This window comes from Kribbella sp. NPDC005582, assembly GCF_040605415.1.
Taxonomy (GTDB): Bacteria; Actinomycetota; Actinomycetes; order Propionibacteriales; family Kribbellaceae; genus Kribbella.
Genome location: NZ_JBEXCU010000001.1, coordinates 2103707 through 2125592, shown reverse-complemented (window position 1 = coordinate 2125592; position 21886 = coordinate 2103707). Strand labels below are relative to the sequence as shown.

Here is a 21886-nt window from a genome sequence, read left to right as displayed (position 1 = left end):
ATGCCCTCACCACGGATCCCTGCGGTCACCCTTGCCGCGGTGCTGACCCTCGGCGCGGTCACAGTGGCCCCGGCTGCTGCGGGGTCACCACCCCAGCGCGGGAGCGCCCAGCCCACCACCAGCTCTGTCACGCTGATCACCGGTGACGTCGTCTCGGTCACCGATGCCGGCAACGGCAAGAAGGCGGCCAGTGTCCAGCCGGCGCCCGGCCGTGAACGCATCGCGTTCCACACCGTCGAGGCCGACGGCGGACTGCGCGTGCTGCCGAGTGACGCGGTGCCGTACATCTCCACCGGCGTACTCGACGTCGACCTGTTCGACGTCGACGAGCTGATCCGAGACGGGTATGGCGACTCTGCCGCGGAGCAGCTCCCGCTGATCGTCAAGTACGCCGGGGGCGTGCGCACCGCGTCCGCACTCGCCGGTACGACGACCACTCGGCAGCTCGACTCGATCGGCGGCGCTGCGGTGTCGGCGGCGAAGGGCGAGTTGCCGGAGCTCTGGAAGTCACTTGCCGGTCCACGAGCGCTGAGCGGTGGCGTCAGCAAGGTGTGGCTGGACGGGAAGGTCCGTCCGACGCTGGACAAGAGCGTGCCGCAGATCGGTGCACCGGACGCGTGGAAGGCGGGTTACCAGGGCTCCGGCGTACAGGTCGCCGTACTGGACACCGGTGTGGACGCGCAGCACCCGGATCTGGTCGGCAAGGTCAAGGAGGCGCAGGACTTCTCCGGTAGCGAGAGCGGACCGGCCGACCACTTCGGCCACGGCACGCACGTCGCGGCGACGATCGCCGGCACCGGTGCGGGCGCAGGCGGTACCCGGAAGGGTGTCGCGCCGCAGGCCGACCTGTTGGTCGGCAAGGTGCTCGCCGACGACGGCATGGGGTACGACTCGTGGATCATCGCCGGCATGGAGTGGGCGGCCGCGAAGGGCGCCAAGGTGATCAACATGAGCCTCGGCGGTGGTCCCACCGACGGGACCGACCCGATGAGTCAGGCCGTCAACGACATCACCGCGCGGACCGGCACCCTGTTCGTCATCGCGGCCGGCAACGACGGCCCTGGTGAAGAGACAGTCGGTACGCCGGGCTCAGCGGCCGCCGCTCTCACGGTCGGAGCCGTTGACCGCACCGACAAGCTGGCCGACTTCTCCAGCCGCGGACCGCGACTCGGGGACGGCGGACTGAAGCCGGAGATCACCGCACCGGGCGTGGAGATCGTTGCGGCCCGCGCGGCCGGCACCGCCATGGGCAACCCGGTGGACAACCTCTACACGGCCGCCTCCGGTACGTCGATGGCCACGCCGCACGTGGCCGGCGCCGCGGCGCTGCTCGCGCAGCAGCACCCGGACTGGAAGGCCGACCGGCTCAAGAACGCACTGGTCAGCACTGCGAAGACTCAAGCGAGCCAGACCGCTTACCAGCAAGGCGCCGGACGCGTCGACCTGACGCGGGCGGTTGCCCAGCAGGTGTTCGCCACTGGTGTGGCCGACTTCGGCCTGGCCGCCGGCAGCAGGCAGATCAGCTACCGCAACGACAGCGCCGCACCGGTCACGCTGACCCTGTCCATGGCAGCCACCAACCTCGACAACGGAAAGGCGGAGACCGACGCCTTCGGCCTCCCCGCCACCGTGACCGTCCCCGCCCACGGGAGCGCCGACGTCACGCTCAACCTGGACAGCACGAAGCTGGAGCGCGGTCTGCACAGCGGCTGGGTCACAGCGACCGGACCGAACGGAGTGCTCACCCACACCGCCGTTGGCGCGTTCAAACAGGGTGCGAAGCACACAGTGACCTTGCGAGCGGTCGGACTGGACGGTCAGCCGACCGGTGTCCCGGTCATCACGCTCTACGGCAGCAACTCACGTTCCGACGTACTGGCGTGGCTCGGTGACGGTCAGACCTACCAGGCCGAGATCGAGGAAGGCACGTACTTCCTGCACTCGCTGGTCGAGGACTACAACCCGGAGCACGAGCAGGTCAGCCTGTTCACCGATCCCAACATCGTGGTCGACAAGGACCGCGAGATCGTGATCGATGCGCGCAAGGCGGTCCCGATCACGATCCAGACGCCGAAGCCGTCCGAGCAGCAGGCGGTCCTCAGCTACTACGTGCACCGCGAGTACCCGAACGGCCGCTCGATCAGCCACGGCGTAATGCACTTCAGCACGGTGCAGCAGGTCAACGTGACACCGACCAAGCCGGTTGCCGACGGCAAGTTCGAGTTCTCGTCGCGCTGGCAACTGGTCGCGCCGATGGTTCAGACGTCGATGCCCGACCTCGACATCAACCTGCTGCACGCCTCCCCGTCGTACGAGGGCAAGCGGCGGTTCCCGCTCGTGTACGCCGGCTCGTCGTTGAAGGGCGTGAAGGGCGCGCTCGTGGTTCAGCGCACGAACGACGACGTGAGTGAGCAGGACCAGATCGCGGCGGCGGCCCAGGCTGGTGCCGCGGCGATCATCCTGGTCCGGCCGCAGGATCAAGGCGCGTGGACCGTGTGGCGGCCGCTCGGAGACCGCGAGCCGATCCCGGCGATGGTGACGACGTACGGGAACGGTCAGCGGCTGATCGAGCGCGCCCAGCGCGCCCGCGCCACCATCGAGGTCACCCTGACCACGTCGAGCCCCTATCTGTACGACGTGCAGCAGGTGTCGACCGGATCGATCCCCAGCAAGATCAACTACCGGGTGACCGCGCAGAACTCCGCCCGGGTCACTACGCGCTACAACGACAACGGTGGCTTCACCTGGGTCAAGGAGCAGCGGTTCGGCTGGCGTCCGTGGCAGGACTACTCGTGGAACGACTCGCAGCGGTTCGTCGAGACGCCGAAGGAGCGCGAGGAGTGGGTGACGTCGGGTGACTCGCTCTGGCAGCACCGGGTCAGCCATGGCTACGGCTGGGACACCATGAACCCGCTGCGCGGCGGCATGGCCGACCAGCCCAAGAGCTACCGCACCGGTACGTCGAAGGAGACGTGGTTCGGTCCGGTCGTCCGGCCGGCCGCTGCGCCGGGCGTGGTCTCCACGAGGACGGGTGACCGGCTGTCGCTGCGCATTCCGAGCTTCGTCGACTCAGCTGGGCACTACACCGTCGGTGAGACCACTGCGGCCTCCGCAGTGCTGTCTCGCAACGGTCAGACCGTGGCCGAGCTGCCCGATGCGTGGCAGGACGTGATCACCACCAGCGGCGACGCGTCGTACCGGCTGGACCTCAGCACCGAGCGGGACGACCCGGACGGTGAATGGCTGTGGGGCACGCGCACGCAGACCAGCTGGGAGTTCCGCTCGGCCAAGACCGCTGAGGACAAGGCAACGCCGCTGTCCCTGCTTCAGGTCGGCTACAAGGCACCCACCGACCTGACCGGTCGCGCCTCGCGCAACCACGTGCTGGGCTTCGATGCGCCCAAGTCCACGAGCTTGCTGGCCTGGGCGTCGTACGACGAGGGCCGGTCGTGGCACCGTCTCCCGGTGATCGGCGCACTGGGCCAGTACGTGGCAGTGGTCGCCAATGCCCGCGGCACCGTCTCCCTCAAGGTCCAAGCGACCGGTGCGAACGGCACCAAGGTCACTCAGACCGTGATCAGGGCGTACGGCGTCAAGTAGTCCGAAGCACCGGCCTGGTCAGAGCCAGTCGCGTTTGGCGGCTTGGTAGGCCAGGCCGGTGCGCGTGTCCACCCCGGCGAGCGCCATCAGCCGGTCCAGCCGTCGCTGCACGGTCCGGCGGCTGATGCCGAGCTGGGAGGCGATCGACTTGTCGGGGACGCCGGCGACGAGCAGTGAGAGCAGGAAGCGCTCGTGGTCGTCGAGAACCCCACCGGTCGGCTGCTCGGCAGAGTGCAGAGCCACTGGAGTAGCCATCTCCCAGTGGCTCTCGAACAGTGCAAGGACTGCGTCGAGCAGTTGGCCGCGACTGATCACGGCGGCAGTGGGTTCTCCGATGCCTAGCTCGTCGTCGCGGACCAGCGGGCAGACCGCGGTCGCCCGGTCGACGATCGCTAGCCGGACGGGGAGGCTGGGCAGTGTCCGGGCCTCCTCGCCCCAGCTGATGCCTTCGGCGATCGTGTCGAGCTCACCAGGTGTCTCGAGCAGCGCTCGCTCGTAGATGGCGCGATAACGCACGCCACGGGACAGAGCGCCGTACTCCTCGGTGTTCTCGGCGCCCTGCATGGCCACTGGGTTCGCGCGGCAGAACCAGAGGATCTCCTCGCGTGCCGACTCCTGCAGGTCGCGGAGCCGCTCGCGCAGCGCCGCGGCACCGACAACCACCTCGACGAGGTGATGTGCGTCGCGACGGCTCGCACTGGCCCGGAACTCCTCGCTCAGCACCGCCACCGTCTTGCGAGCCGCCTCGAGCGACTCCTGGCGGCGCAGCAAGGTGGTCCCGAGCGCCACATCGGGCGGCAACGCGCGGAACACCGGCTCGTCGGCGGCCTGGCTGACCGCGACCAGACCCTTCGCCTGCAGCCGCTGCAGCACCTCGACCGCCTCCTGCGGTGGCAGCTCGGCCACCTCCGCCAGGTCGGTCGACCGTGCGGCCGACAGACCGACGAGCAGCCGGTACGCCCGCTCCTCCCGCGCGTCGAGCAACAAGCCGTCCTGCATCGATTCACCTCCCCGCTTAGCTAACCAGTCAGGCAACCGCCACGGCGACCGTTTTCCGCGTGGTTTTGATCAAATCTTTTCCGACCCGCCGTAGTCACGGGGTAGCTCCGCGTCGTACCGGCGTTCTGTCGGTGCGGGCTGAGACGGTAGGGCGATGACGGGGATTCGTATCGCTATTGCTCAGCCCACCATCACCGCGGACGCGGAGGAGAACGGGAAGAAGGTCCGGTCGCTGATGCGGAAGGCAGCCGCCGGGCGGGCGCGGCTGGTGCAGTTCCCCGAAGGAATGCTGAGCGGTTACGCGAAGGAGCAGATCGCCGACTGGTCCCAGGTCGACTGGGACACCGTGCGCTCCGAGCTCGAGCAGATCATGGCGCTGGCCGCCGAGCTCGGGATCTGGGTCGTGCTGGGCTCGGCGCACCCGCTGACCCCGCCGCACCGCCCGCACAACAGCCTGTACGTCGTCTCCGACACCGGCGCCCTGGTCGACCGCTACGACAAGCGCTACCTGTCGCACACCGAGAACACACACTTCTACACCCCCGGCTTCGAGCCGGTCGTCTTCGACGTCGACGGCTACCGCTTCGGCGCGATGATCTGCGTCGAGATCAACTTCCCGCACCTGTTCGCGCAGTACGAGCGCCTCGGCGTCGAGTGCCTGCTGCTCTCGGCCTACCCGGTCGACACCGTCTTCGAGCTCAAGGCCCGCGCGCACGCCGCGATCAACTGCTACTGGATCTCGATGTCGCTCCCGGCCCAGACCGTCGACCTGATGCCCTCCGGCATGATCACCCCGGCCGGCACCTACACCACCCAGGTCGTCGGCACGTCCGAGCTCGCCTTCGCCCACGTCGACCGCGAAGACCCCACCGTCGCCGGCCCCCTCAACCACGCCCGCCCCTGGCGCGCCGCCGCCACCAAGGGCGACATCTACCGCTCCCGGGCCGTCACCGACCCGCGCTCCACCAACCGCACCGCCTTGTGAGCGACGACACGTCGGGGACAACAAAAAATCCCGGTCTCTCGACCGGGATTCTCGTTGGCATTCGCTGTGCGCGAGGGGGGAGTTGAACCCCCACGCCCTTTCGGGCACACGGACCTGAACCGTGCGCGTCTGCCTATTCCGCCACCCGCGCGCTGCTGCTCGGACGAGGTCCTTGCAACGAGATGGAACATTAGCACGGGAATGTCCGGTGCTTCACATTGCGGGTTCGGTCGAACCTCCCGTTACGATCGATCGTCGTACCCGGTGTGTCCGCCACGACCGGTGGATTCAGACCGTGGACCGAGGTGGAGGAGGAGGCGTGCGACCGCTGCAGCGCTTCGAGCGACGTCTGGAGGGCATCGTGAGCGGTGTCTTCGCGCGCGCATTCAAGGGCGATGTCGAGCCGATCGAGCTGGCTGCGGCGCTCAAGCGTGAGATCGACAACACCGCCCGGATCCTGTCCCGGGACCGGCGGCTGGTGCCGAACCACTTCACGATCGAACTGGGCCCGGGCGATTTCGAGCGCCTGAACGCGTACGGCCGGACCCTCAATCACGAGCTGTCCAACGAGCTGCGGGACCATGCCGACATCCAGCGGTACACGTTCTCCGGGCCGATCGAGATCGAGCTGACCCAGCAGGACGACCTTCCGACCGGTAAGTTCCGGGTGGTCAGTGCGACCGTCGGCACGCCGCAACGGCGGGCCCCGTCCTACGAGCAGCCCTACCAGCAGGAGCCCTACGTGCCGCCGAACGACGGCCAGACGGTGCTGCAGAGCGCCCCGGTCAACCCACCGCCCGCACCGCAGCCACGTCGCAGCGGCCACCCCCAGGTGATGCTCGAGGTCAACGGGCGGCGCCGCCCGGTCAACCCGCCCGGCGTGGTGCTGGGCCGCGGGACCGACGCCGACATCCAGATCAACGACCCCGGGGTGTCCCGGCGGCACGCGGAGATCCGGCTGATGCCCGAGGGCAACGGCGGGATCCGGGTGGTGCTGGTCGACCTCGGCTCGACCAACGGCACGCTGGTCAACGGGCGGCGCGCCACCGAGCAGGAACTGGTCGACGGCTCGACGGTGCGGATCGGCAACACGACGATGACACTGCGGCTGGCGGACGAGCCGATGGCTCAGCCGCCGAGCAGCGGGTGGTGACCGCACCACCATGTCGGAACTGACGCTGACCCTGATCAAACTGGGGTTCCTGGCCCTGTTGTGGATGTTCGTGCTGGCGGTGCTGTCCGTCATCCGCTCCGACCTGTTCGGGGCGAAGGTGGACAGCCGCGCCGCCGCGGCCGCCGTACCGGCTGCCGCGCGGACGCCGAAGCCGGCCAAACCGGCGAAGAAGCGCAAGGGGCTGCCCGGCTCGGTGACGATCGCCGACGGGCCGCAGGCCGGTGTCGGCGCGAGCCTGGTCGAGGAGCCGGTCGTGATCGGCCGCGGCTCGGACTGCCAGATCCGGCTCGACGACGACTACTCCTCCACCCGGCACTCGCGACTGTTCCTGTCCGAGGGTCAGTGGTGGGTCGAGGACCTCGGCTCGACCAACGGGACGTATTTGGACGGCCAGCGGGTGACCCGCCCGGTGCCGGCCGAGATCGGTGGCTCGATCCGGATCGGCCGGACGACGCTGAACATCGCGAAGTAGGCCTGCCTCGATGACCCTGTCGCTCGACTACGCCGCACTGTCCGATGTCGGACGGGTGCGCCGCAACAACGAGGACTCGGCGTACGCCGGTCCGCACCTGCTGCTGCTCGCCGACGGAATGGGTGGCGCGGCGGCCGGTGAGGTGGCCAGCGCGGCGGCGGTCCAGGTGATCCGGCGGCTCGACACTGCCACCATCGGCGGCGAGGACATGATCGAGGCGCTGGCCGGCGCCGTGCACCGCGCCAACGAGCGGCTCTCCGAGCTGGTCGAGGAGGACCCCGAGCGTGAGGGCATGGGCTCGACCGTCACCGCGCTGATGTTCGACGGCCGGCAGCTCGGCCTCGCGCATCTCGGCGACTCCCGCGCGTACCGGATGCGGGACGGGCTGCTCTACCAGCTCAGCCATGACCACACCTTCGTGCAGTCACTCGTCGACGAGGGCCGGATCTCCCAGGAGGAGGCCTTCACCCATCCGCACCGCAACCTGATCCTGCGGGTGCTGGACGGCCGGCCTGACTCCGATCCCGATCTGCAGATCCTCGACGTCCAGGCGGGCGACCGGTTGATGCTGTGCAGCGACGGGCTGCCGGACTACGTCGCCGCCGAGGTGATCGCCGCCTCGATGGCCGACGGTACGCCGGACTCCGTCGTCGTCGAGCTGATCACACACGCGCTCGAAGCCGGCTCGAACGACAACATCACCTGCATCGTGGCCGACGTGGTCGAGACCGAGCCGGCCAGCGGAACCACTCCGCAGCTGGTCGGCGCCGCCGCAGAGCTCGCTCAGGGCGGCACCGGTCGCGGCGAACCGACGACGCTCGTTCCCGGCGGCAGCAACAGCGGCAGTGGCGGTGGCCGCGGCGGCACGGCGGTCGACCCGGAGGAGCTGCGCTACGCGCCCCGGCCGCCGAAGCGGTTCCCGTGGGCCCGCCGGATCCTGGCCGCGGTGATCGTTCTCGGCCTGATCGCCGGCGCCGGCTGGTGGGGCTATCGCTGGACCCAGGACCAGTACTACGTCGGCACCGACGGTGACTACGTGGCGATCTATCAGGGCGTCGACGCGGACATTCCCGGCCTGAACCTGACCAAGGTGTTCGAGAAGCAGCAGCTGCAGGTCGACAAACTTCCGACGTACAACCGCCAGCAGGTGGAGGGCAACATCGAGGCCGACGACCTGGCCGGAGCGCGCGTGATCGTCAGCGAGCTGCAGCGGACGGCGGAGGAGTGCGCCAAGAAGCTCACCCCGCCGACGCCGACGCCCAAGCCGAGTACGACGCCGCCCAAGCCGCCGGCCTCGAAGGCGCCGACCACCGCGCCGTCGTCGACCGCCCCGTCCAGTACGGCGAGCACGCCGAACGGCGTGAACCCGGACGACTGCGACGGCGTCAAATGAGCATTGCTTCCACCTCGGTCATCCAGATCATCCCGCGCACCCGGCGCGGGGTGGAGTTGTTCCTGCTCCTGATCGCCGTCGGAATCTCGGTCGGCGCCTATGTGAACATCGGCATCACCGCGCAGGGCGGCGTCCCCGCCAGCACCGGCCTGTACGCCGCCGGGATCGGGCTGCTCGCTCTGATCGCCCACCTCGCGCTGCGCTTCCGGGCGCCGTACGCGGATCCGGTGATCCTGCCGTGCGCCGTGCTGCTGAACGGACTCGGCGTCGCGATGATCCACCGGATCGACCTCGGCCTGACCTCGATCGGCCGGACCAAGGGCGTCCCGTTCGCACCGCAGCAGATCACCTGGACCGCGGTCGGCGTCGTGCTGTTCCTCGCGGTAATCATCGTGATCCGCGACCACCGGCGGCTGCAAGCCCTCACCTACACGCTCGGACTGGTCGGCCTGCTGCTGCTCGTGCTGCCGCTGGTCCCGGGTCTCGGCGTGAACCTCAACGGCGCCTCGATCTGGGTGCGCGTGGCCGGGATGTCGTTCCAGCCCGGTGAGTTCGCCAAGGTCTGCCTGGTCATCTTCTTCGCCGGCTACCTGGTCGTGAAGCGCGACGTACTGACGCTGGCCGGCCGCCGGTTCCTCGGTCTGGACCTGCCGCGCGCCCGCGACCTCGGGCCGATCCTGGTCGCCTGGCTGGTCAGCTTGGGCGTTCTGGTCTTCGAGAGCGACCTCGGGTCCTCGCTGCTGTTCTTCGGCCTGTTCCTGTTCCTGCTGTACGTCTCCACCGAGCGGGCCGGCTGGCTGATCATCGGCGGCTTGCTGTTCGCGGCCGGCGCCTTCTTCGCGTACTCCGCGATCGGCCACGTCCACAAGCGGATCACCGACTGGCTGGACCCGTTCTCGATCGACGGCGGCCAGATCGCCGGCGGCTTGATGGGCCAGGCCTGGGGCGGCATCCTCGGCCGCGGTCTCGGCCAGGGCCAGCCGCACCTGACCCTGTACGCGAACAGCGACATGATCATCTCCTCGTTCGCCGAGGAGCTCGGGCTGACCGGCCTGATCGCGATCCTGCTGATCTACACGCTGATCGTCGAGCGCGGTCTGCGCACGGCGCTGGCCTGCCGCGACATCTTCGGCAAGCTGGTCGCGACCGGTCTGGCGATGTCGTTCTCGCTGCAGGTCTTCGTGATCGTCGGTGGCGTCACCGGCCTGATCCCGCTGACCGGTCTGGCCACCCCGTTCATGGCCCTGGGCGGTACGTCGCTGGTCGCGAACTGGGCGATCATCGCGTTGCTGCTCCGGATCAGCGACCAGGCCCGCAGACCACAGACACCTGCCGCCCCGGTGTCCGACGAAACGATCGCGATGGCGGTGCAGAAGGCATGAACTCGGCGATCCGACGACTGGCCGTGGCGGCGATGGTGCTGATGCTCGCCCTGATGGCGAACTCGACGTACCTGCAGGCCTTCCGGTCCAACGAGATCAACGGCCGCAACGACAACCGGCGGGTCCGGGACTCGCAGTTCTCGGTCGACCGCGGCGCGATCCTGATCGGCAACAAGGCGATCGCGGAGAGCAAGCCGTCCGACGATCGGTTCAAGTACCAGCGCACGTACTCCGACGGGCCGGTCTACGCCCCCGTCACCGGCTACTACTCCTACGTCTTCGGCCGGGCCGGCATCGAGCTGACCCAGAACTCGGAGCTGAACGGCTCCGACCCGTCGCTGGCGTTCCGCCGGATCATCGACGTGATCAGCAACCGTCCCCAGCAGGGCGCCAGTGTCACGCTCACGCTGAACGCGGCGGCCCAGCAGGCGGCGTACAAGGGTCTGGGCAACAAGACCGGTGCCGTGGTCGCGATCGAGCCGAAGACCGGCAAGATCCTGGCGCTCGCGACCACTCCGTCGTACGACCCGAACAAGCTCTCCGGACACGACCTGAGCAAGGTCGCCGACGAGTGGAACCGGCTGGGCAAGGATCCGGCCAAGCCGACGCTGAACCGGGCCGTCCGCGAGACCTACCCGCCCGGCTCGACGTTCAAGCTCGTCACCGCCGCGGCCGCGCTGTCGAGCGGCAAGTACACGCCGGAGAGCAAGGTCAACTCGCCAGCCGAACTGCCGCTGCCGCAGACCACCACTCCCTTGGTGAACGAGGACCGGAAGAACTGCGGTGGCAGCAACAACGCGACGCTGACGATCGCGCTGCGCTACTCCTGCAACACCGCCTTCGGCAGCGTAGGCCTGGACATCGGCGCTGACGCCCTGGCCGAGCAGGCGGCCAAGTTCGGCTTCGGGGAGCGGATGCTGCCGGAGCTGTCCGGTGTCGCCAGCGCGTTCCCCGGCGACCCCAACCCGCCGCAGACCGCGCAGTCCGCGATCGGCCAGTTCGACGTCCGGGCGACCCCGCTGCAGATGGCGATGGTGGCCGCCGGAATCGCGAACAAGGGCGAGGTGATGAAGCCCTACCTGGTCCAGAACGTGAAGACCGCCAACCTCAAGACGGTCTCCGAGACCAAGCCGGAGTCGCTGCACCAGGCCGTCAGCCCCGAGGTGGCCGCCCAGCTGACCGGCATGATGATCGACGTCGTCAAGAACGGCACCGGTAAGAAGGGCCAGATCGACGGCATCGAGGTGGCCGGCAAGACCGGTACGGCGCAGACGTCGCCCGAGCGCCCGCCGTTCGCCTGGTTCACGGCGTTCGCACCGGCCAACGACCCGCAGATCGCGGTCGCGGTGATGATCGAGTCCGCGGACGTGGCACGCAACGACATCGCGGGTGGCGCGCTGGCCGCGCCGATCTCCAAAGCGGTGATGGAGGCGGTGCTCCAACGATGAGCACCATACGGAATGATGCGGTCACGAAGCGTCTTTCCAACGGGGATCCACTGGCAGCGACAGCTACCGTGGGCAAATTGAGTGTATTCCGGACAGGTTGGAAGGCTGAGTCATGACATCGCAGGCACGTCTCGTCGGCGGCCGGTACGAAGAAGGCGAACCGCTCGGCCGCGGCGGCATGGCCGAAGTACGCCGAGGGATCGACAACCGGCTCGGCCGGGCGGTCGCGATCAAGCGGCTGCGGGTCGACCTGGCCAGTGACTCGACCTTCCAGGCGCGGTTCCGGCGGGAGGCCCAGTCCGCGGCCTCGCTGAACCACCCGACGATCGTGTCGGTCTACGACACCGGCGAGGAGCCGGATCCGAACGGTTCCGGCATCACCATCCCGTACATCGTGATGGAGCTCGTCACCGGCAAGACACTGCGGGACCTGATCCGCGAAGGCCGCAAGATCATGCCCGAGCGCGCCCTGGAGATCACCTCCGGTGTGCTCGAGGCGCTCGACTACAGCCACCGGGCCGGCATCGTGCACCGCGACATCAAGCCCGGAAACGTGATGCTGACCCCGCAGGGTCAGGTCAAGGTGATGGACTTCGGGATCGCGCGTGCGGTCGCCGACACCACCTCAGACATGACCCAGACCGCGGCCGTGATCGGCACCGCGCAGTACTTGTCGCCCGAGCAGGCCCGCGGCGAGACCGTGGACGCCCGCTCCGACCTGTACTCGACCGGCTGCCTGCTCTACGAACTCCTGGTCGGCCGGCCGCCGTTCGTCGGCGAGTCGCCGGTCTCGGTCGCCTACCAGCACGTCCGGGAGCAGCCGCTGCCGCCGTCGTCGTTCGACCCGGACATCCCGCCGGAGGTCGATGCCGTCGTCCTGAAGGCGCTGGTGAAGAACCGCGACGAGCGCTACCAGAGCGCAATCGAGATGCGCCAGGACCTGCACCGCGTGCTGGCCGGGCAGCAGGTGACCGCGCCAATGCACGCGGTCGCCGAGACCCGCGCGATGGCACCGACCGCGGTCGCCCCGGCGGCGACCCAGACGTTCCGGCAGACCCACGACGACCTGCTCCCGCCCGGTGGCGGCGACGAGATCGAGGACGCTCGGGCCCGCCGCAACCGCGGGCTGGCCTACTTCCTGCTCGGCCTGGCGATCGTCGCGGTGGCGATCGGCGCCTACGCGCTGATCAACAACATGGGAAACAAGGACGACAACAAGGGGGCCGGCGGCAACCCGACCACCTCGGCCCCGACCAAGGTCTCGGTCCCGGATGTCAGCGGGATGACCACCTCACAGGCGACCGCGAAGCTGAAAGAGGTGAATCTGGTCTTCGCCCAGGGCGACTCCGTCCCGAGTTCGACCGTCGGCAAGGGCAAGGCCATCTCGTCCACCCCGCCGGCCGGCACCGAGGCCGAGCCGAACTCCACCGTCACGGTGACGTTCTCGTCGGGTGAGCAGTCCTTCAGCGTCCCGCCGGTGGTGGGGTTGCCGGAGGACCAGGCCCGGGCGAAGATCGAGAACGCTCCCGGCGGGTTCAAGGTCGCGGAGAAGAACGTCGAGAAGGATTCCGAGAAGCCGGCCGGCACCGTGCTGGAGGTCAGCCCGGACCCGGGCCAGAAGTACGCATCCGGTACGAAGTTCACACTGACCGTGTCCAGCGGCCAGGTGATGGTGGAGGTGCCGGACCTCCGCACCGTCACGGCCGACGACGCGATCGCCCAACTGAAGGCCAAGGGCTTCGTCCCCGGCCAGAAGTACGGCGAAGACCCGAACGCGCCGGACGGCACCGTGCTCGCGCAGAGCGTCGAAGGCGGCAAGAAGGCCCCGAAGGGCACCACGATCACGCTGACCATCAACCGACTGCCGGAGGGCGACCCGACCGGTGATCCCACCGGCGACCCGACCGGTGACCCGACCAATACCACCAGTCCGCCCCCGGTGATCGGCGGCTGATCTCAGCCACAGACGACGAAGCCCCCGCCACGGCGGGGGCTTCGGTCTGTCCGGGGTCAGCTGACCAGCGGCGCCATGCCCGCTGAGCGCTCGACCGCGCCGGGGTCACCGCACATCGCGAGCCAGTTGGCGAGCATCCGGTGCCCGCCCTCGGTGAGCACCGACTCGGGGTGGAACTGAACGCCCTCGACCGGCAGGTCGCGGTGCCGGGCGGCCATGATGACGCCGGCCTCGGTCCGGGCCGTCACCTGCAGCTCGTCGGGGACACTGTCCTGCGCGATGGCCAGCGAGTGGTAGCGGGTCGCGGTGAACGGCGACGGCAACCCGGCCAGCACCCCGGCGCCCTCGTGGAACACCTGGCTGGTCTTGCCGTGCAGCAACTCGTCGGCGCGTCCGACCACACCGCCGTACGCGACGCCGATCGCCTGGAGGCCGAGGCAGACGCCGAAGATCGGCACCGTGCCACCCGCCTCTTTGACGATGTCCACGCAGGCACCGGCCTCTTCGGGGGTCCCGGGACCGGGGGAGAGCAGGACACCGTCGTACGCCGCGACCTGGTCAGGGGTGACCTCGTCGTTGCGCAGCACGGTGGTCTCGGCCTGCAACTGCTGCAGGTACTGCACCAGGTTGTAGACGAAGGAGTCGTAGTTGTCGACGACGAGGATCCGCGGCATGCGGTCCATTCTGACAGGCTCAGCGACCGCCGGTGGCCGTCGGGCTGGCGCTCGGCGTCCGGTCGAAGCCGGGGACGCTCGCGCTCTGCAGATCCAGGGTGCCCTCGTAGGCGGGCATCGCGATCGAGGACTCGGTCTTCACGTCGTAGCCGAGCTGGAACTTCACCACGTAGTCCTGCAGGTTCTCGATGTACTTCGAGTCGTCCAGCGCCTGCTGCAGCTTCCGCCGGTCGCCGATCGCCGTGATCTTGTACGGCGGCAGGTACGGAACGCCGTGCAGGACGACGGAGTTGCCGACGCACTTGATCCCGGTCGTGGAGATGACCCGGTGGTTCTGGATCGAGAGTGCCTCCGCGCCACCGGCCCACAGCGCGTTCACCACGGCCTGGATGTCCTGCTGATGAATCACCAGCCAGTCGGCGTCGACGTCCGGGTTGTCCCGGACGACCTCCTTCGGCGCGTCCTTGAGCGTCACGGTCAGGCCCGGCCCGGTCACCGGCGTGATGCCGACCGCGTCGGACAGGCTCGCCAGCCGCTTGGCGATCTTCGGGTCGATCGAGCCCTGCTGCGCCTGCAGCTGCTCGATCTCCTGGGTGAGCGTGGCGTGCTGGCGGACCAGGGCGGCACTACGGCGGCTCTGCTCCTCCACCAGCCCGGCGAGCGTCGTGTTCCGGCTCGGTCGCAGGTCGGTTCCGCGGGCACTGGTGGCGCTCGTGGCGAACAGCAGACCGGCGCACAGCAGCGCCAGCGGCACGCCCGCGCGCCACAGTGAAATCCGCTTCAACCTACGCACCAGTCACCTCAAGATCGCTCTCTGCACTACGCTAACCCGGGACCGGACCCGACAGGTCCTGCCTCCTGGCCCTCAAGAGGTCAGCTTATGCGTCCTTACAAGGAGTTCAGCCGTGCCCGAGTCGAGCAGTCGTAACAAGAAGAAGACCGAGAAGGTCAAGGTCGAGAAGACGCCGAAGCAGCCGCGGACCACCAGCCGCGTCTGGGTCGCACCGCTGATGCTGGCTTCCTGGCTGCTCGGGCTCGCCTGGCTGGTCGTCTTCTACGTCGCCGGCCAGGACATCCCGGTGATGCGGGACCTCGGCAACTGGAACCTGCTGGTCGGCATGGGCCTGATCGCGCTGGGCTTCGTCGTCTCCACGCAGTGGGTCTGATCTCCGGTTCGACGCACGGTTCGTGATCCCGGTGCGCACGGCACCGGGATCCCCTTTGCCCCTAATTCATCACAGACTGAATTAGAGTCGGCCTGTGGATCACAGCTCCGGCTCGAAGTTATCCACACCCGTATCCCCAGCTGTGCACACCGTTTCGGCCGACTTATCCCCAGCTTGCACCCAGGTTTTCCACCGTTTCCACCGCCAAGGGGCCCAAATCTGTGGATAAATCGGGTTTTGGCACCTGCTCTTTCCACACTGTTCATCTCAGTCTGGCGCTCTACGTACAGCTATGCGTATAGTTGTACCCATGCCGAACAAGACGATCTACGTGTCGGACGACGACCTGCCGCTCTACAAGCGCGCCCAGGAGTTGGCCGGCAATCTGTCCTCGGCGATCTCGGTCGCCCTGCGCAAGTACGTCGAGCTCGAGGAGGGCCGGCTCGAGGGGTACGACGAGATCACCGTCCGGGTCGGACGCGGCTCCGGACGTAAGCAACGCTTCTCCGGGGTGCTGCTCGCCGAAGGCGGCCGATCCAGCAGCTCGGGCTACGAGGCCTTCAAGGTGTACCGCAGCCGGACCGGGAAGTTCGTGCTGCACGCCGACCGCAGCGCGAAGTTCACCCAGGGCGCCGACGACGAGAAGTACCTGACCGGCTGGCGGTCCTGGGTCGGCAACTGGAGCACCGACCAGTCCTGGAGCATGGCGCAGGGCGAAGCCACCCTCGACGTGGTCGACACCGTCGAGGAACTGCGCGACCTGATCCCGGACGACCTCTACGCACTGGTCGAGATGGCCGCCGACCAGCCCGCGGTGGAGGACCTCGACATCTAGTCCCTTCCTGAGCACCGAACTACCCGGCGACCATCTGGTCGGCCGGTGGGTCTCGCACACCCTCTTACACCCACACCACACCCCAGGGCGGCGGCAGCCTGCCCGGAAACAGGAACTCGTCATGTCTGCAGCGATCGAAGCCCTCGGACTGCACAAGTCCTACGGCGACAAACTCGTCCTCGACGGGATCGACCTGACGGTGGCCGAAGGCACCATCTTCGCCCTGCTCGGCCCGAACGGCGCCGGCAAGACCACCGCCGTCCAGATCCTGTCCACGCTCATCACCGCCGACGCCGGCCGGATCCGGGTGGCCGGGCACGACCTGAGTGCCGACCCGGACGCGGTCCGCGCCGCGATCGGCGTCACCGGCCAGTTCTCGGCGGTCGACGGCCTGCTCACCGGCCGCGAGAACCTGATCGTGATGGCCGACCTGTACCACCTCGGCCGCCGGGCCGGGCGGGAACGGGCCGACCGGTTGCTCGAGCAGTTCGACCTGGTCGAGGCGGGCGGCAAGCTCGCGATGACCTACTCCGGTGGCATGAAGCGCCGGCTCGACCTGGCGATGACGCTGGTCGGCGACCCGCGGATCATCTTCCTCGACGAGCCGACCACGGGTCTCGACCCGCGCAGCCGGCACAGCATGTGGTCGATGATCCGGGAGCTCGTCGCCAGTGGCGTCACGGTCCTGCTCACGACGCAGTACCTGGAAGAGGCTGATCAGCTCGCCGACAGGATCGCCGTACTGGATCAGGGGCGGCTGGTCGCGCAGGGGACGCCGGAGGAGCTCAAGCGGCTCGTGCCCGGCGGGCATGTCCAGCTGCGGTTCAACTCGCCGGCGGAGTTCACGCTCGCCGGCCAGGCGCTGCCGACCGCGCTGGCGAATGCCGAGGCGCTCACCCTGCAGGTGCCGAACGACGGCAGCGTGCACGCACTCCGCGACCTGCTGACCCGGATCGAGGAGTCCTCGCTCGACGTCAGCGAACTCACCGTCCACACCCCCGACCTCGACGACGTCTTCTTCGCCGTCACCAACTCCGACCAGAAAGTAGCCCAGTGATGAGCACGTACGCCGTCGCCGACACCGCCACCCTGTTGCGCCGCAACCTGCGGCACTCGTTGCGCTATCCGTCGCTCGCGATCGGAGCGGTCGGGATGCCGATCGTCATGCTGCTGCTGTTCGGTCTCGTCTTCGGCGACACTTTCTCGGCCGGACTCGGCGGCGGCTTCGACTACATCGACTTCCTGACGCCGGGGCTGCTGTTGATGTCGATCGCGTCCGGGACGATGTCCCCCGCGATCGGCGCCGCCGTCGACATGACCGAGGGCATCGTCGCCCGCTTCCGCACGATGGCGATCTATCGGCCGGCCGTGTTGACCGGACACGTGCTGGGCAACGTGATCCTGACCGTCGTCAGCCTGGCGCTCGTGGTCGGCTTCGCGGTCCTGATCGGGTTCCGGCCGAACGCATCAGTCGGGGACTGGCTGCTCGCGACCGGGCTGCTGATCCTGGTCACCGTCGCGCTCACCTGGTTCGCGATCGCACTCGGCCTGATCAGCAAGACGGCCGAGGGCGCCAGCAACGTCGTGCTCCCGATCAGCTTCGTGCTGCCGTTCCTCAGCAACACCTTTCTGCCGCTGGAGTCGATGCCGAGCGGCATCCGGTGGTTCGCCGAGTACCAGCCGTTCACCCCGATCATCGACTCGCTGCGGCACCTGCTGCTCGGTACGCCGATGGAGTCGGGCTCAGGCTGGCTCGCGGTCGCCTGGTGCATCGCGATCACGATCGTCGGCTACTTCTGGGCACAGAAGAGCTACAACAAGGGCACCGCGGCCTAGGACGGTGCGCCGAGCAGGTTGGCCCGGGTGCGAACGTGCGCCGGGACCAGCAGGTCACAGTCGGAGTTCGTCACCGGCTCGTCGGCCACCACCCGGAGCGGCAGCACGCCCGTCCAGTGCGGGAGGTCCAGGTCCTCGGGTTCGTCGTTCGCCTCACCGGAGCGGGTCTTCACCGACGCCTCGGTGAGTGCGAGCGCGAGCACCGAGGTCTTGGCCAGCTCCTTGCGATTCGGCGGTCGCGTCGCCGACGACCGCCCCGGCACCAGGTGATCGACGATGCAGTTGAGCCCGGCGAGCTTCTCGTCCGCATCCGTCACCAGCCGAGGTACGCCGAAGATCACCGCCGACCGGTAGTTCACCGAGTGATGGAACGCCGACCGCGCCAGCACCAACCCGTCCGCGTGCGTCACCGTCACACAGACTGTCTGCTCCGGCGCCGCCACCACACTCCGCGCCGCCACGGACCCGTGCAGGTACAAGGTCCCGTCCGGTCCGCGATTCAGGTCCACCCCGTACGCCGTCGGCAGCACCAGCGGCGCCCCGTCCACCACGACTCCGAGATGGCAGAACATCCCCTCGGCCAGGACGTCGTACAGGGCCTGGCGGTCCGTGGCGGCCCGCTCCTTGCTGCGGCGCAGTGCGGTCCGAGCGGTCGGTTGCAGCGGCGTGATCGTCATAGCTCCAGCGTCAGGCCGGGAGTGGCATGCTGGCACGGTCCATTCCCGACGGAATCAGGTAGTCCATTCGTGCAGAGTTCACTCCCGCTGGTCATCGATCGCACCGCCGGTACGCCGCTGCATCTGCAGCTCGCCGAGCAGTTCAGGGCGGCGGTGGTGGACGGGCGGTTGCAGGCCGAGCATCGGTTGCCATCGACTCGGGATCTCGCGAAGCAGCTCGGGGTCTCGCGGGCGGTGGCGCAGGCGGCGTACGACCAGCTGCATGCGGAGGGCTGGATCGAAGGGCGGACCGGCGCGGGCACGTTCGTGACGGATGTTGCGCCACTGCGGCCGACCGAGCGACGCCGTACGACGGTCGACCGCACCCTCGACCGTGAGCTGCTCACGCTGCGGCCGGGGATCCCGTTCATCGACCCGACACCCGATCCGGGGTGGCGGCGCGCGTGGCGGGAGGTGTCGACGCAGTCCCCACCTCGCGGGTACGACGATGCCGCCGGCCTGCCCGCGTTGCGGACGGCGCTGGCCGAACATGTCGGCCGGGTGCGCGGGATTGCGTGCGGACCGGAGAACATCCTGGTCACCAACGGAACCGTGCACGGGTTGCGGCTGCTGCTCGGGGTGACGCGGCAGCCGGGGGACCGGATCGCGATCGAGGACCCAGGCTACCTGAACGCGGTCGCCGCCGCGATGGATCACCGGCTCACGATCGTCGACGTACCGGTCGATCGGGACGGGCTGCGGGTATCGGCGCTCACCGACGATCTCGCCGCGGTCTACGTGACGCCGTCGCATCAGTACCCGCTCGGCGGCCGGCTACCAGTTGCCCGACGCAACGAGTTGATCCGGTGGGCCCGCCGTACCGGGGCGATGCTGATCGAGGACGACTACGACAGTGAGTTCCGGTTCGACGTCGCGCCGCTGCCGGCGCTCGCCCAACTCGACCTGGACCGCGTCGTCCACCTCGGCACGCTGTCGAAGACACTCAGCCCGGCACTCCGCCTCGGCTGGCTGGTCGCGTCCGACACCACCGTCGACCGCCTCGCCACCTTCCGCGCGAACTCCGGCGACTGGCCCGGCTGGCCGATGCAGGCTGCCCTGCTCGCCATGCTCCGCGACGGCTACCTCGACCAAGCTATCCGCAAACACCGCCGCCGGTACGCCGAACGCCGTACCCACACGTGTTCCGTCCTCGCCCCCTACGGCCGCGTGATCGGCCAAGACGCCGGCTTGCACATCACCCTGCTCCTGCCTGACCACATCGACGACCGCGCGGTCTCCGCTCAAGCCCGCGAAGCCGGTGTCGCCGTCGCCGCCCTCTCCGACTACCGCCGTACTGTGCCCGGCCCACCCGGCCTCGTCATCGGCTACGCCACCCCCACCACAGAGGACCTGCACCAGGCCCTTGGGATCCTGACCGAAGTCCTGATTCGAGCAGGATCGAAGAGCTGAAGCTGTGCACCAGCTTCCTGCGACTCTCAGGACATGACTCGATGCGCCGGCCTCGCACTCCTCGCTCTCGCCCTCCCGCTCTTGGCACCGCAGTTCGCCCACGCGGCACCGGCCGCGCCGTGTCTGCAGCGCCCGCTGGCGACGGCATCCGGTCTGACCGGAGTCGGCGCATCCGGGGCCGCACCGGCCGGACGGTTCGTCGTGGGGTCCGGTGCGCGGAGCGACGGCCGACAGAGCATTGTCCGCTGGCACGACGGCGTACCGACCCAGCTCGGCGTGAGCGGCGATTGGGTGCAGGCAGTGGATGCCAGTGACGACGGCCAGATCCTGATCAGCAGCGACACGGGGAATTTCCGCTACCGCGACGGCGTCGCCGAAGCACTCCCGACACCCGCCGGGTACGCCGACGCCCGCGTGACCGCGATCGACAACGCCCACGGACTGACCGTCGGCCACGCCTCCGACGCGAACGGCCAGAACGGTCACGCAGTGGTCTGGAGCGCGACCAACGAGCCCCGCGTCCTCCCGATCCCGGCCGGCTTCAACCACGCGGTCGCGAACGACATCGACGACGACGGCACCGTGGTGGGCACCGTCCAGAACTGGGACTGGGACAACGCCCACGTCCTCGCCCAGAGCGCGGTTCTCTGGCGCCCCGACGGCACGGTCCACCCACTCCCCGCCACCGGCGACCACCCTGAAGCAACCGCCGTCCGCAACGGCACGGCCGTGGGCACCGACGCCGGCCAAGCCGTCCGCTGGGACCTCACCACCCCCGCCACACCAGCAACCACCGTTGCTCCCGGTAAAGCCACGGCCGTCAACGACCGCGGCGACATCCTCATCGGCACCAACGCCGCCATCACCGGCCAAGGCCTCCGCCCACTAGAGCAAAAGGACCCCGGCGGCGCCTCCGGCATCGCCCCCGCCGCCATCACCAACACCCGCCGGCTCTACGGCACCGACACCTTCACCAACCAACCAGTCACCTGGGACTGCAGCTAGACCTGTACGACAGGAGTGTCGCCGGACCAGGTGAGTTCGGCGATGTGCATGGTGCGACCGCGGGGGTCGGTACCTACCTGGGCGGGATCCCAGGCGTGGTAGACGAAGTAGTCGTGGCCGCCGGTGGACAGGACCATGTTGTGGCCTGGGCCGCCGGGGCCCGCGAGGATCGGGTCGCCGGACTTGACGAAGGGGCCGAGCGGGGTCGGACCGACTGCGTGACCTACGGCGTACTCCGGGCGGTCAAAGGCGTTGGCGGAGTAGAAGAGGTGGAAGCGCCCGTTGCGTTCGACAACGTAGGGGGCCTCGACGAGGGTGCCTTCCCAGGGGAGGTCTTGTTTGATGAGGCGGTGGGCCGGGCCGGCCAGGGTGCGGCCGTCGGGGGAGAGCTGCTGGGCGTAGATCCAGGTGTCGACGCCGATGGCGTTGCCGTCGTTCTTCCAGTAGAGGTAGGTGCGGAAGGGCGAGGCGTCGATCGAGCCGCCTTCGTCGGCCTGGCTGATCAGGGGATGAATAGATTTGTCGACATAGGGACCTTCGGGGGTCGTGGCGACAGCGACGCCGATCGCCTGGTGGCCGGTGGCCACGTCGGCGGAGGTGTAGTACATGAGGTAGCGGTCGGGGCCATGGGCAACTACCTCGGGGGCCCAGACGCGGCCGGGGGTGGTCCACGCCGGCAACGTGGGGAGCGCGTCGCCGACGGGCTGCCAGGACTGCAGGTCGGTGGACCTGAGCGTTTGCACGTTGCCGAGCGGGCCGTTCGTCGCGAAGGCGTAGAAGATATCGCCTACGGCCAGGACGAACGGGTCGGCGAAGTTGCCGGCGTAGACCTCCATG

The 21886-nt window shown here is 68.8% G+C and carries 19 protein-coding genes and 1 tRNA gene; 14 read left to right on the top strand and 6 right to left on the bottom strand.

From position 1 onward, the window contains the following. Positions 1-3600, top strand: coding sequence for a S8 family serine peptidase (locus ABZS29_RS10555; RefSeq protein WP_355460484.1), 3600 nt, complete (start codon positions 1-3; stop codon positions 3598-3600). 18 nt (positions 3601-3618) lie between these two features. Here ABZS29_RS10555 and ABZS29_RS10550 read toward each other — a convergent pair whose 3' ends face one another. Further along, positions 3619-4599, bottom strand: coding sequence for a helix-turn-helix domain-containing protein (locus ABZS29_RS10550; RefSeq protein ID WP_355460482.1), 981 nt, complete (start codon positions 4597-4599; stop codon positions 3619-3621). 154 nt (positions 4600-4753) lie between these two features. Between ABZS29_RS10550 and ABZS29_RS10545 the strand changes: the two genes are divergently transcribed. Then, positions 4754-5584 carry a carbon-nitrogen hydrolase family protein gene (locus ABZS29_RS10545; RefSeq protein ID WP_355460480.1) on the top strand — a complete coding sequence of 277 codons (831 nt, stop codon included), beginning with the start codon at positions 4754-4756 and terminating at the stop codon, positions 5582-5584. A 67-nt stretch (positions 5585-5651) separates the two neighbouring features. Here ABZS29_RS10545 and ABZS29_RS10540 read toward each other — a convergent pair. Further along, positions 5652-5735 (bottom strand) — tRNA-Leu (locus ABZS29_RS10540). A gap of 168 nt (positions 5736-5903) precedes the next feature. Between ABZS29_RS10540 and ABZS29_RS10535 the strand changes: the two genes are divergently transcribed. The 6 genes from ABZS29_RS10535 to pknB all read left to right on the top strand — a co-directional run bounded on the left by ABZS29_RS10535 (position 5904) and on the right by pknB (position 13407). Next, complete coding sequence (locus ABZS29_RS10535; RefSeq protein WP_355460478.1) at positions 5904-6737, top strand: DUF3662 and FHA domain-containing protein; 834 nt, start codon at positions 5904-5906, stop codon at positions 6735-6737. Between the two features lie 10 nt (positions 6738-6747). Then, a complete protein-coding gene (locus ABZS29_RS10530) occupies positions 6748-7230 on the top strand; it encodes an FHA domain-containing protein (protein WP_355460476.1) in 483 nt (160 codons plus the stop codon). Between the two features lie 10 nt (positions 7231-7240). After that, positions 7241-8623, top strand: coding sequence for a protein phosphatase 2C domain-containing protein (locus ABZS29_RS10525; RefSeq protein ID WP_355460474.1), 1383 nt, complete (start codon positions 7241-7243; stop codon positions 8621-8623). Further along, positions 8620-10005 (top strand): FtsW/RodA/SpoVE family cell cycle protein, encoded by a 1386-nt coding sequence (locus ABZS29_RS10520; protein ID WP_355460860.1) that lies wholly within the window; start codon positions 8620-8622, stop codon positions 10003-10005. Before ABZS29_RS10525 ends, ABZS29_RS10520 begins: the two co-directional genes overlap by 4 nt. Beyond that, complete coding sequence (locus ABZS29_RS10515; RefSeq protein WP_355460472.1) at positions 10002-11453, top strand: penicillin-binding transpeptidase domain-containing protein; 1452 nt, start codon at positions 10002-10004, stop codon at positions 11451-11453. Before ABZS29_RS10520 ends, ABZS29_RS10515 begins: the two co-directional genes overlap by 4 nt. Before the next feature lie 112 nt (positions 11454-11565). Beyond that, positions 11566-13407 carry a Stk1 family PASTA domain-containing Ser/Thr kinase gene (gene pknB, locus ABZS29_RS10510; protein WP_355460470.1) on the top strand — a complete coding sequence of 614 codons (1842 nt, stop codon included), beginning with the start codon at positions 11566-11568 and terminating at the stop codon, positions 13405-13407. Between the two features lie 56 nt (positions 13408-13463). Here pknB and ABZS29_RS10505 read toward each other — a convergent pair whose 3' ends face one another. Both ABZS29_RS10505 and ABZS29_RS10500 read right to left on the bottom strand, forming a co-directional pair. Next, positions 13464-14081 carry an aminodeoxychorismate/anthranilate synthase component II gene (locus ABZS29_RS10505; protein ID WP_355460468.1) on the bottom strand — a complete coding sequence of 206 codons (618 nt, stop codon included), beginning with the start codon at positions 14079-14081 and terminating at the stop codon, positions 13464-13466. Between the two features lie 19 nt (positions 14082-14100). Continuing rightward, the gene (locus ABZS29_RS10500) at positions 14101-14874 is read right to left on the bottom strand and encodes a DUF881 domain-containing protein (protein ID WP_355460466.1); all 774 of its coding nucleotides are present in this window, start codon (positions 14872-14874) and stop codon (positions 14101-14103) included. Between the two features lie 112 nt (positions 14875-14986). Between ABZS29_RS10500 and ABZS29_RS10495 the strand changes: the two genes are divergently transcribed. From ABZS29_RS10495 to ABZS29_RS10480, 4 genes are all read left to right on the top strand, one after another. Next, entirely contained in the window at positions 14987-15247 is a 261-nt protein-coding gene (locus ABZS29_RS10495; protein ID WP_355460464.1) for a cell division protein CrgA, read from the top strand. A gap of 310 nt (positions 15248-15557) precedes the next feature. Next, complete coding sequence (locus ABZS29_RS10490) at positions 15558-16082, top strand: EXLDI protein (protein ID WP_355460462.1); 525 nt, start codon at positions 15558-15560, stop codon at positions 16080-16082. A gap of 121 nt (positions 16083-16203) precedes the next feature. Beyond that, entirely contained in the window at positions 16204-17139 is a 936-nt protein-coding gene (locus ABZS29_RS10485) for an ATP-binding cassette domain-containing protein (protein ID WP_355460460.1), read from the top strand. Further along, positions 17139-17918, top strand: a complete 780-nt coding sequence (locus tag ABZS29_RS10480; RefSeq protein ID WP_355460459.1) for an ABC transporter permease — start codon at positions 17139-17141, stop codon at positions 17916-17918. Before ABZS29_RS10485 ends, ABZS29_RS10480 begins: the two co-directional genes overlap by 1 nt. Here ABZS29_RS10480 and ABZS29_RS10475 read toward each other — a convergent pair. Beyond that, on the bottom strand, positions 17915-18595 hold the full coding sequence (locus tag ABZS29_RS10475; RefSeq protein ID WP_355460458.1) for a pyridoxamine 5'-phosphate oxidase family protein: 681 nt from the start codon (positions 18593-18595) through the stop codon (positions 17915-17917). The genes ABZS29_RS10480 and ABZS29_RS10475 overlap by 4 nt on opposite strands. Before the next feature lie 69 nt (positions 18596-18664). Here ABZS29_RS10475 and ABZS29_RS10470 point away from each other — a divergent pair, with 69 nt between their 5' ends. Both ABZS29_RS10470 and ABZS29_RS10465 read left to right on the top strand, forming a co-directional pair. Next, positions 18665-20044: a PLP-dependent aminotransferase family protein gene (locus ABZS29_RS10470; protein WP_355460456.1), complete on the top strand. Its 1380-nt coding sequence runs from the start codon at positions 18665-18667 to the stop codon at positions 20042-20044. Positions 20045-20077: 33 nt separating this feature from the next. Further along, positions 20078-21049 carry a hypothetical protein gene (locus tag ABZS29_RS10465; protein WP_355460455.1) on the top strand — a complete coding sequence of 324 codons (972 nt, stop codon included), beginning with the start codon at positions 20078-20080 and terminating at the stop codon, positions 21047-21049. Here ABZS29_RS10465 and ABZS29_RS10460 read toward each other — a convergent pair. Beyond that, entirely contained in the window at positions 21046-21885 is an 840-nt protein-coding gene (locus tag ABZS29_RS10460; protein WP_355460453.1) for a glycoside hydrolase family 43 protein, read from the bottom strand. The genes ABZS29_RS10465 and ABZS29_RS10460 overlap by 4 nt on opposite strands. Position 21886: the final 1 nt, after the last annotated feature.

Coding starts and splice junctions, on each gene's coding strand:
- ABZS29_RS10485 (WP_355460460.1), top strand. CDS start 16,204: ATGTCTGCAGCGATCGAAGCCCTCGGACTGCACAAGTCCTACGGCGAC.
- ABZS29_RS10555 (WP_355460484.1), top strand. CDS start 1: ATGCCCTCACCACGGATCCCTGCGGTCACCCTTGCCGCGGTGCTGACC.
- ABZS29_RS10490 (WP_355460462.1), top strand. CDS start 15,558: ATGCCGAACAAGACGATCTACGTGTCGGACGACGACCTGCCGCTCTAC.
- pknB (WP_355460470.1), top strand. CDS start 11,566: ATGACATCGCAGGCACGTCTCGTCGGCGGCCGGTACGAAGAAGGCGAA.
- ABZS29_RS10460 (WP_355460453.1), bottom strand. CDS start 21,885: ATGGAGGTCTACGCCGGCAACTTCGCCGACCCGTTCGTCCTGGCCGTA.
- ABZS29_RS10520 (WP_355460860.1), top strand. CDS start 8,620: ATGAGCATTGCTTCCACCTCGGTCATCCAGATCATCCCGCGCACCCGG.
- ABZS29_RS10480 (WP_355460459.1), top strand. CDS start 17,139: ATGAGCACGTACGCCGTCGCCGACACCGCCACCCTGTTGCGCCGCAAC.
- ABZS29_RS10545 (WP_355460480.1), top strand. CDS start 4,754: ATGACGGGGATTCGTATCGCTATTGCTCAGCCCACCATCACCGCGGAC.
- ABZS29_RS10530 (WP_355460476.1), top strand. CDS start 6,748: ATGTCGGAACTGACGCTGACCCTGATCAAACTGGGGTTCCTGGCCCTG.
- ABZS29_RS10550 (WP_355460482.1), bottom strand. CDS start 4,599: ATGCAGGACGGCTTGTTGCTCGACGCGCGGGAGGAGCGGGCGTACCGG.
- ABZS29_RS10525 (WP_355460474.1), top strand. CDS start 7,241: ATGACCCTGTCGCTCGACTACGCCGCACTGTCCGATGTCGGACGGGTG.
- ABZS29_RS10515 (WP_355460472.1), top strand. CDS start 10,002: ATGAACTCGGCGATCCGACGACTGGCCGTGGCGGCGATGGTGCTGATG.
- ABZS29_RS10505 (WP_355460468.1), bottom strand. CDS start 14,081: ATGCCGCGGATCCTCGTCGTCGACAACTACGACTCCTTCGTCTACAAC.
- ABZS29_RS10475 (WP_355460458.1), bottom strand. CDS start 18,595: ATGACGATCACGCCGCTGCAACCGACCGCTCGGACCGCACTGCGCCGC.
- ABZS29_RS10465 (WP_355460455.1), top strand. CDS start 20,078: ATGACTCGATGCGCCGGCCTCGCACTCCTCGCTCTCGCCCTCCCGCTC.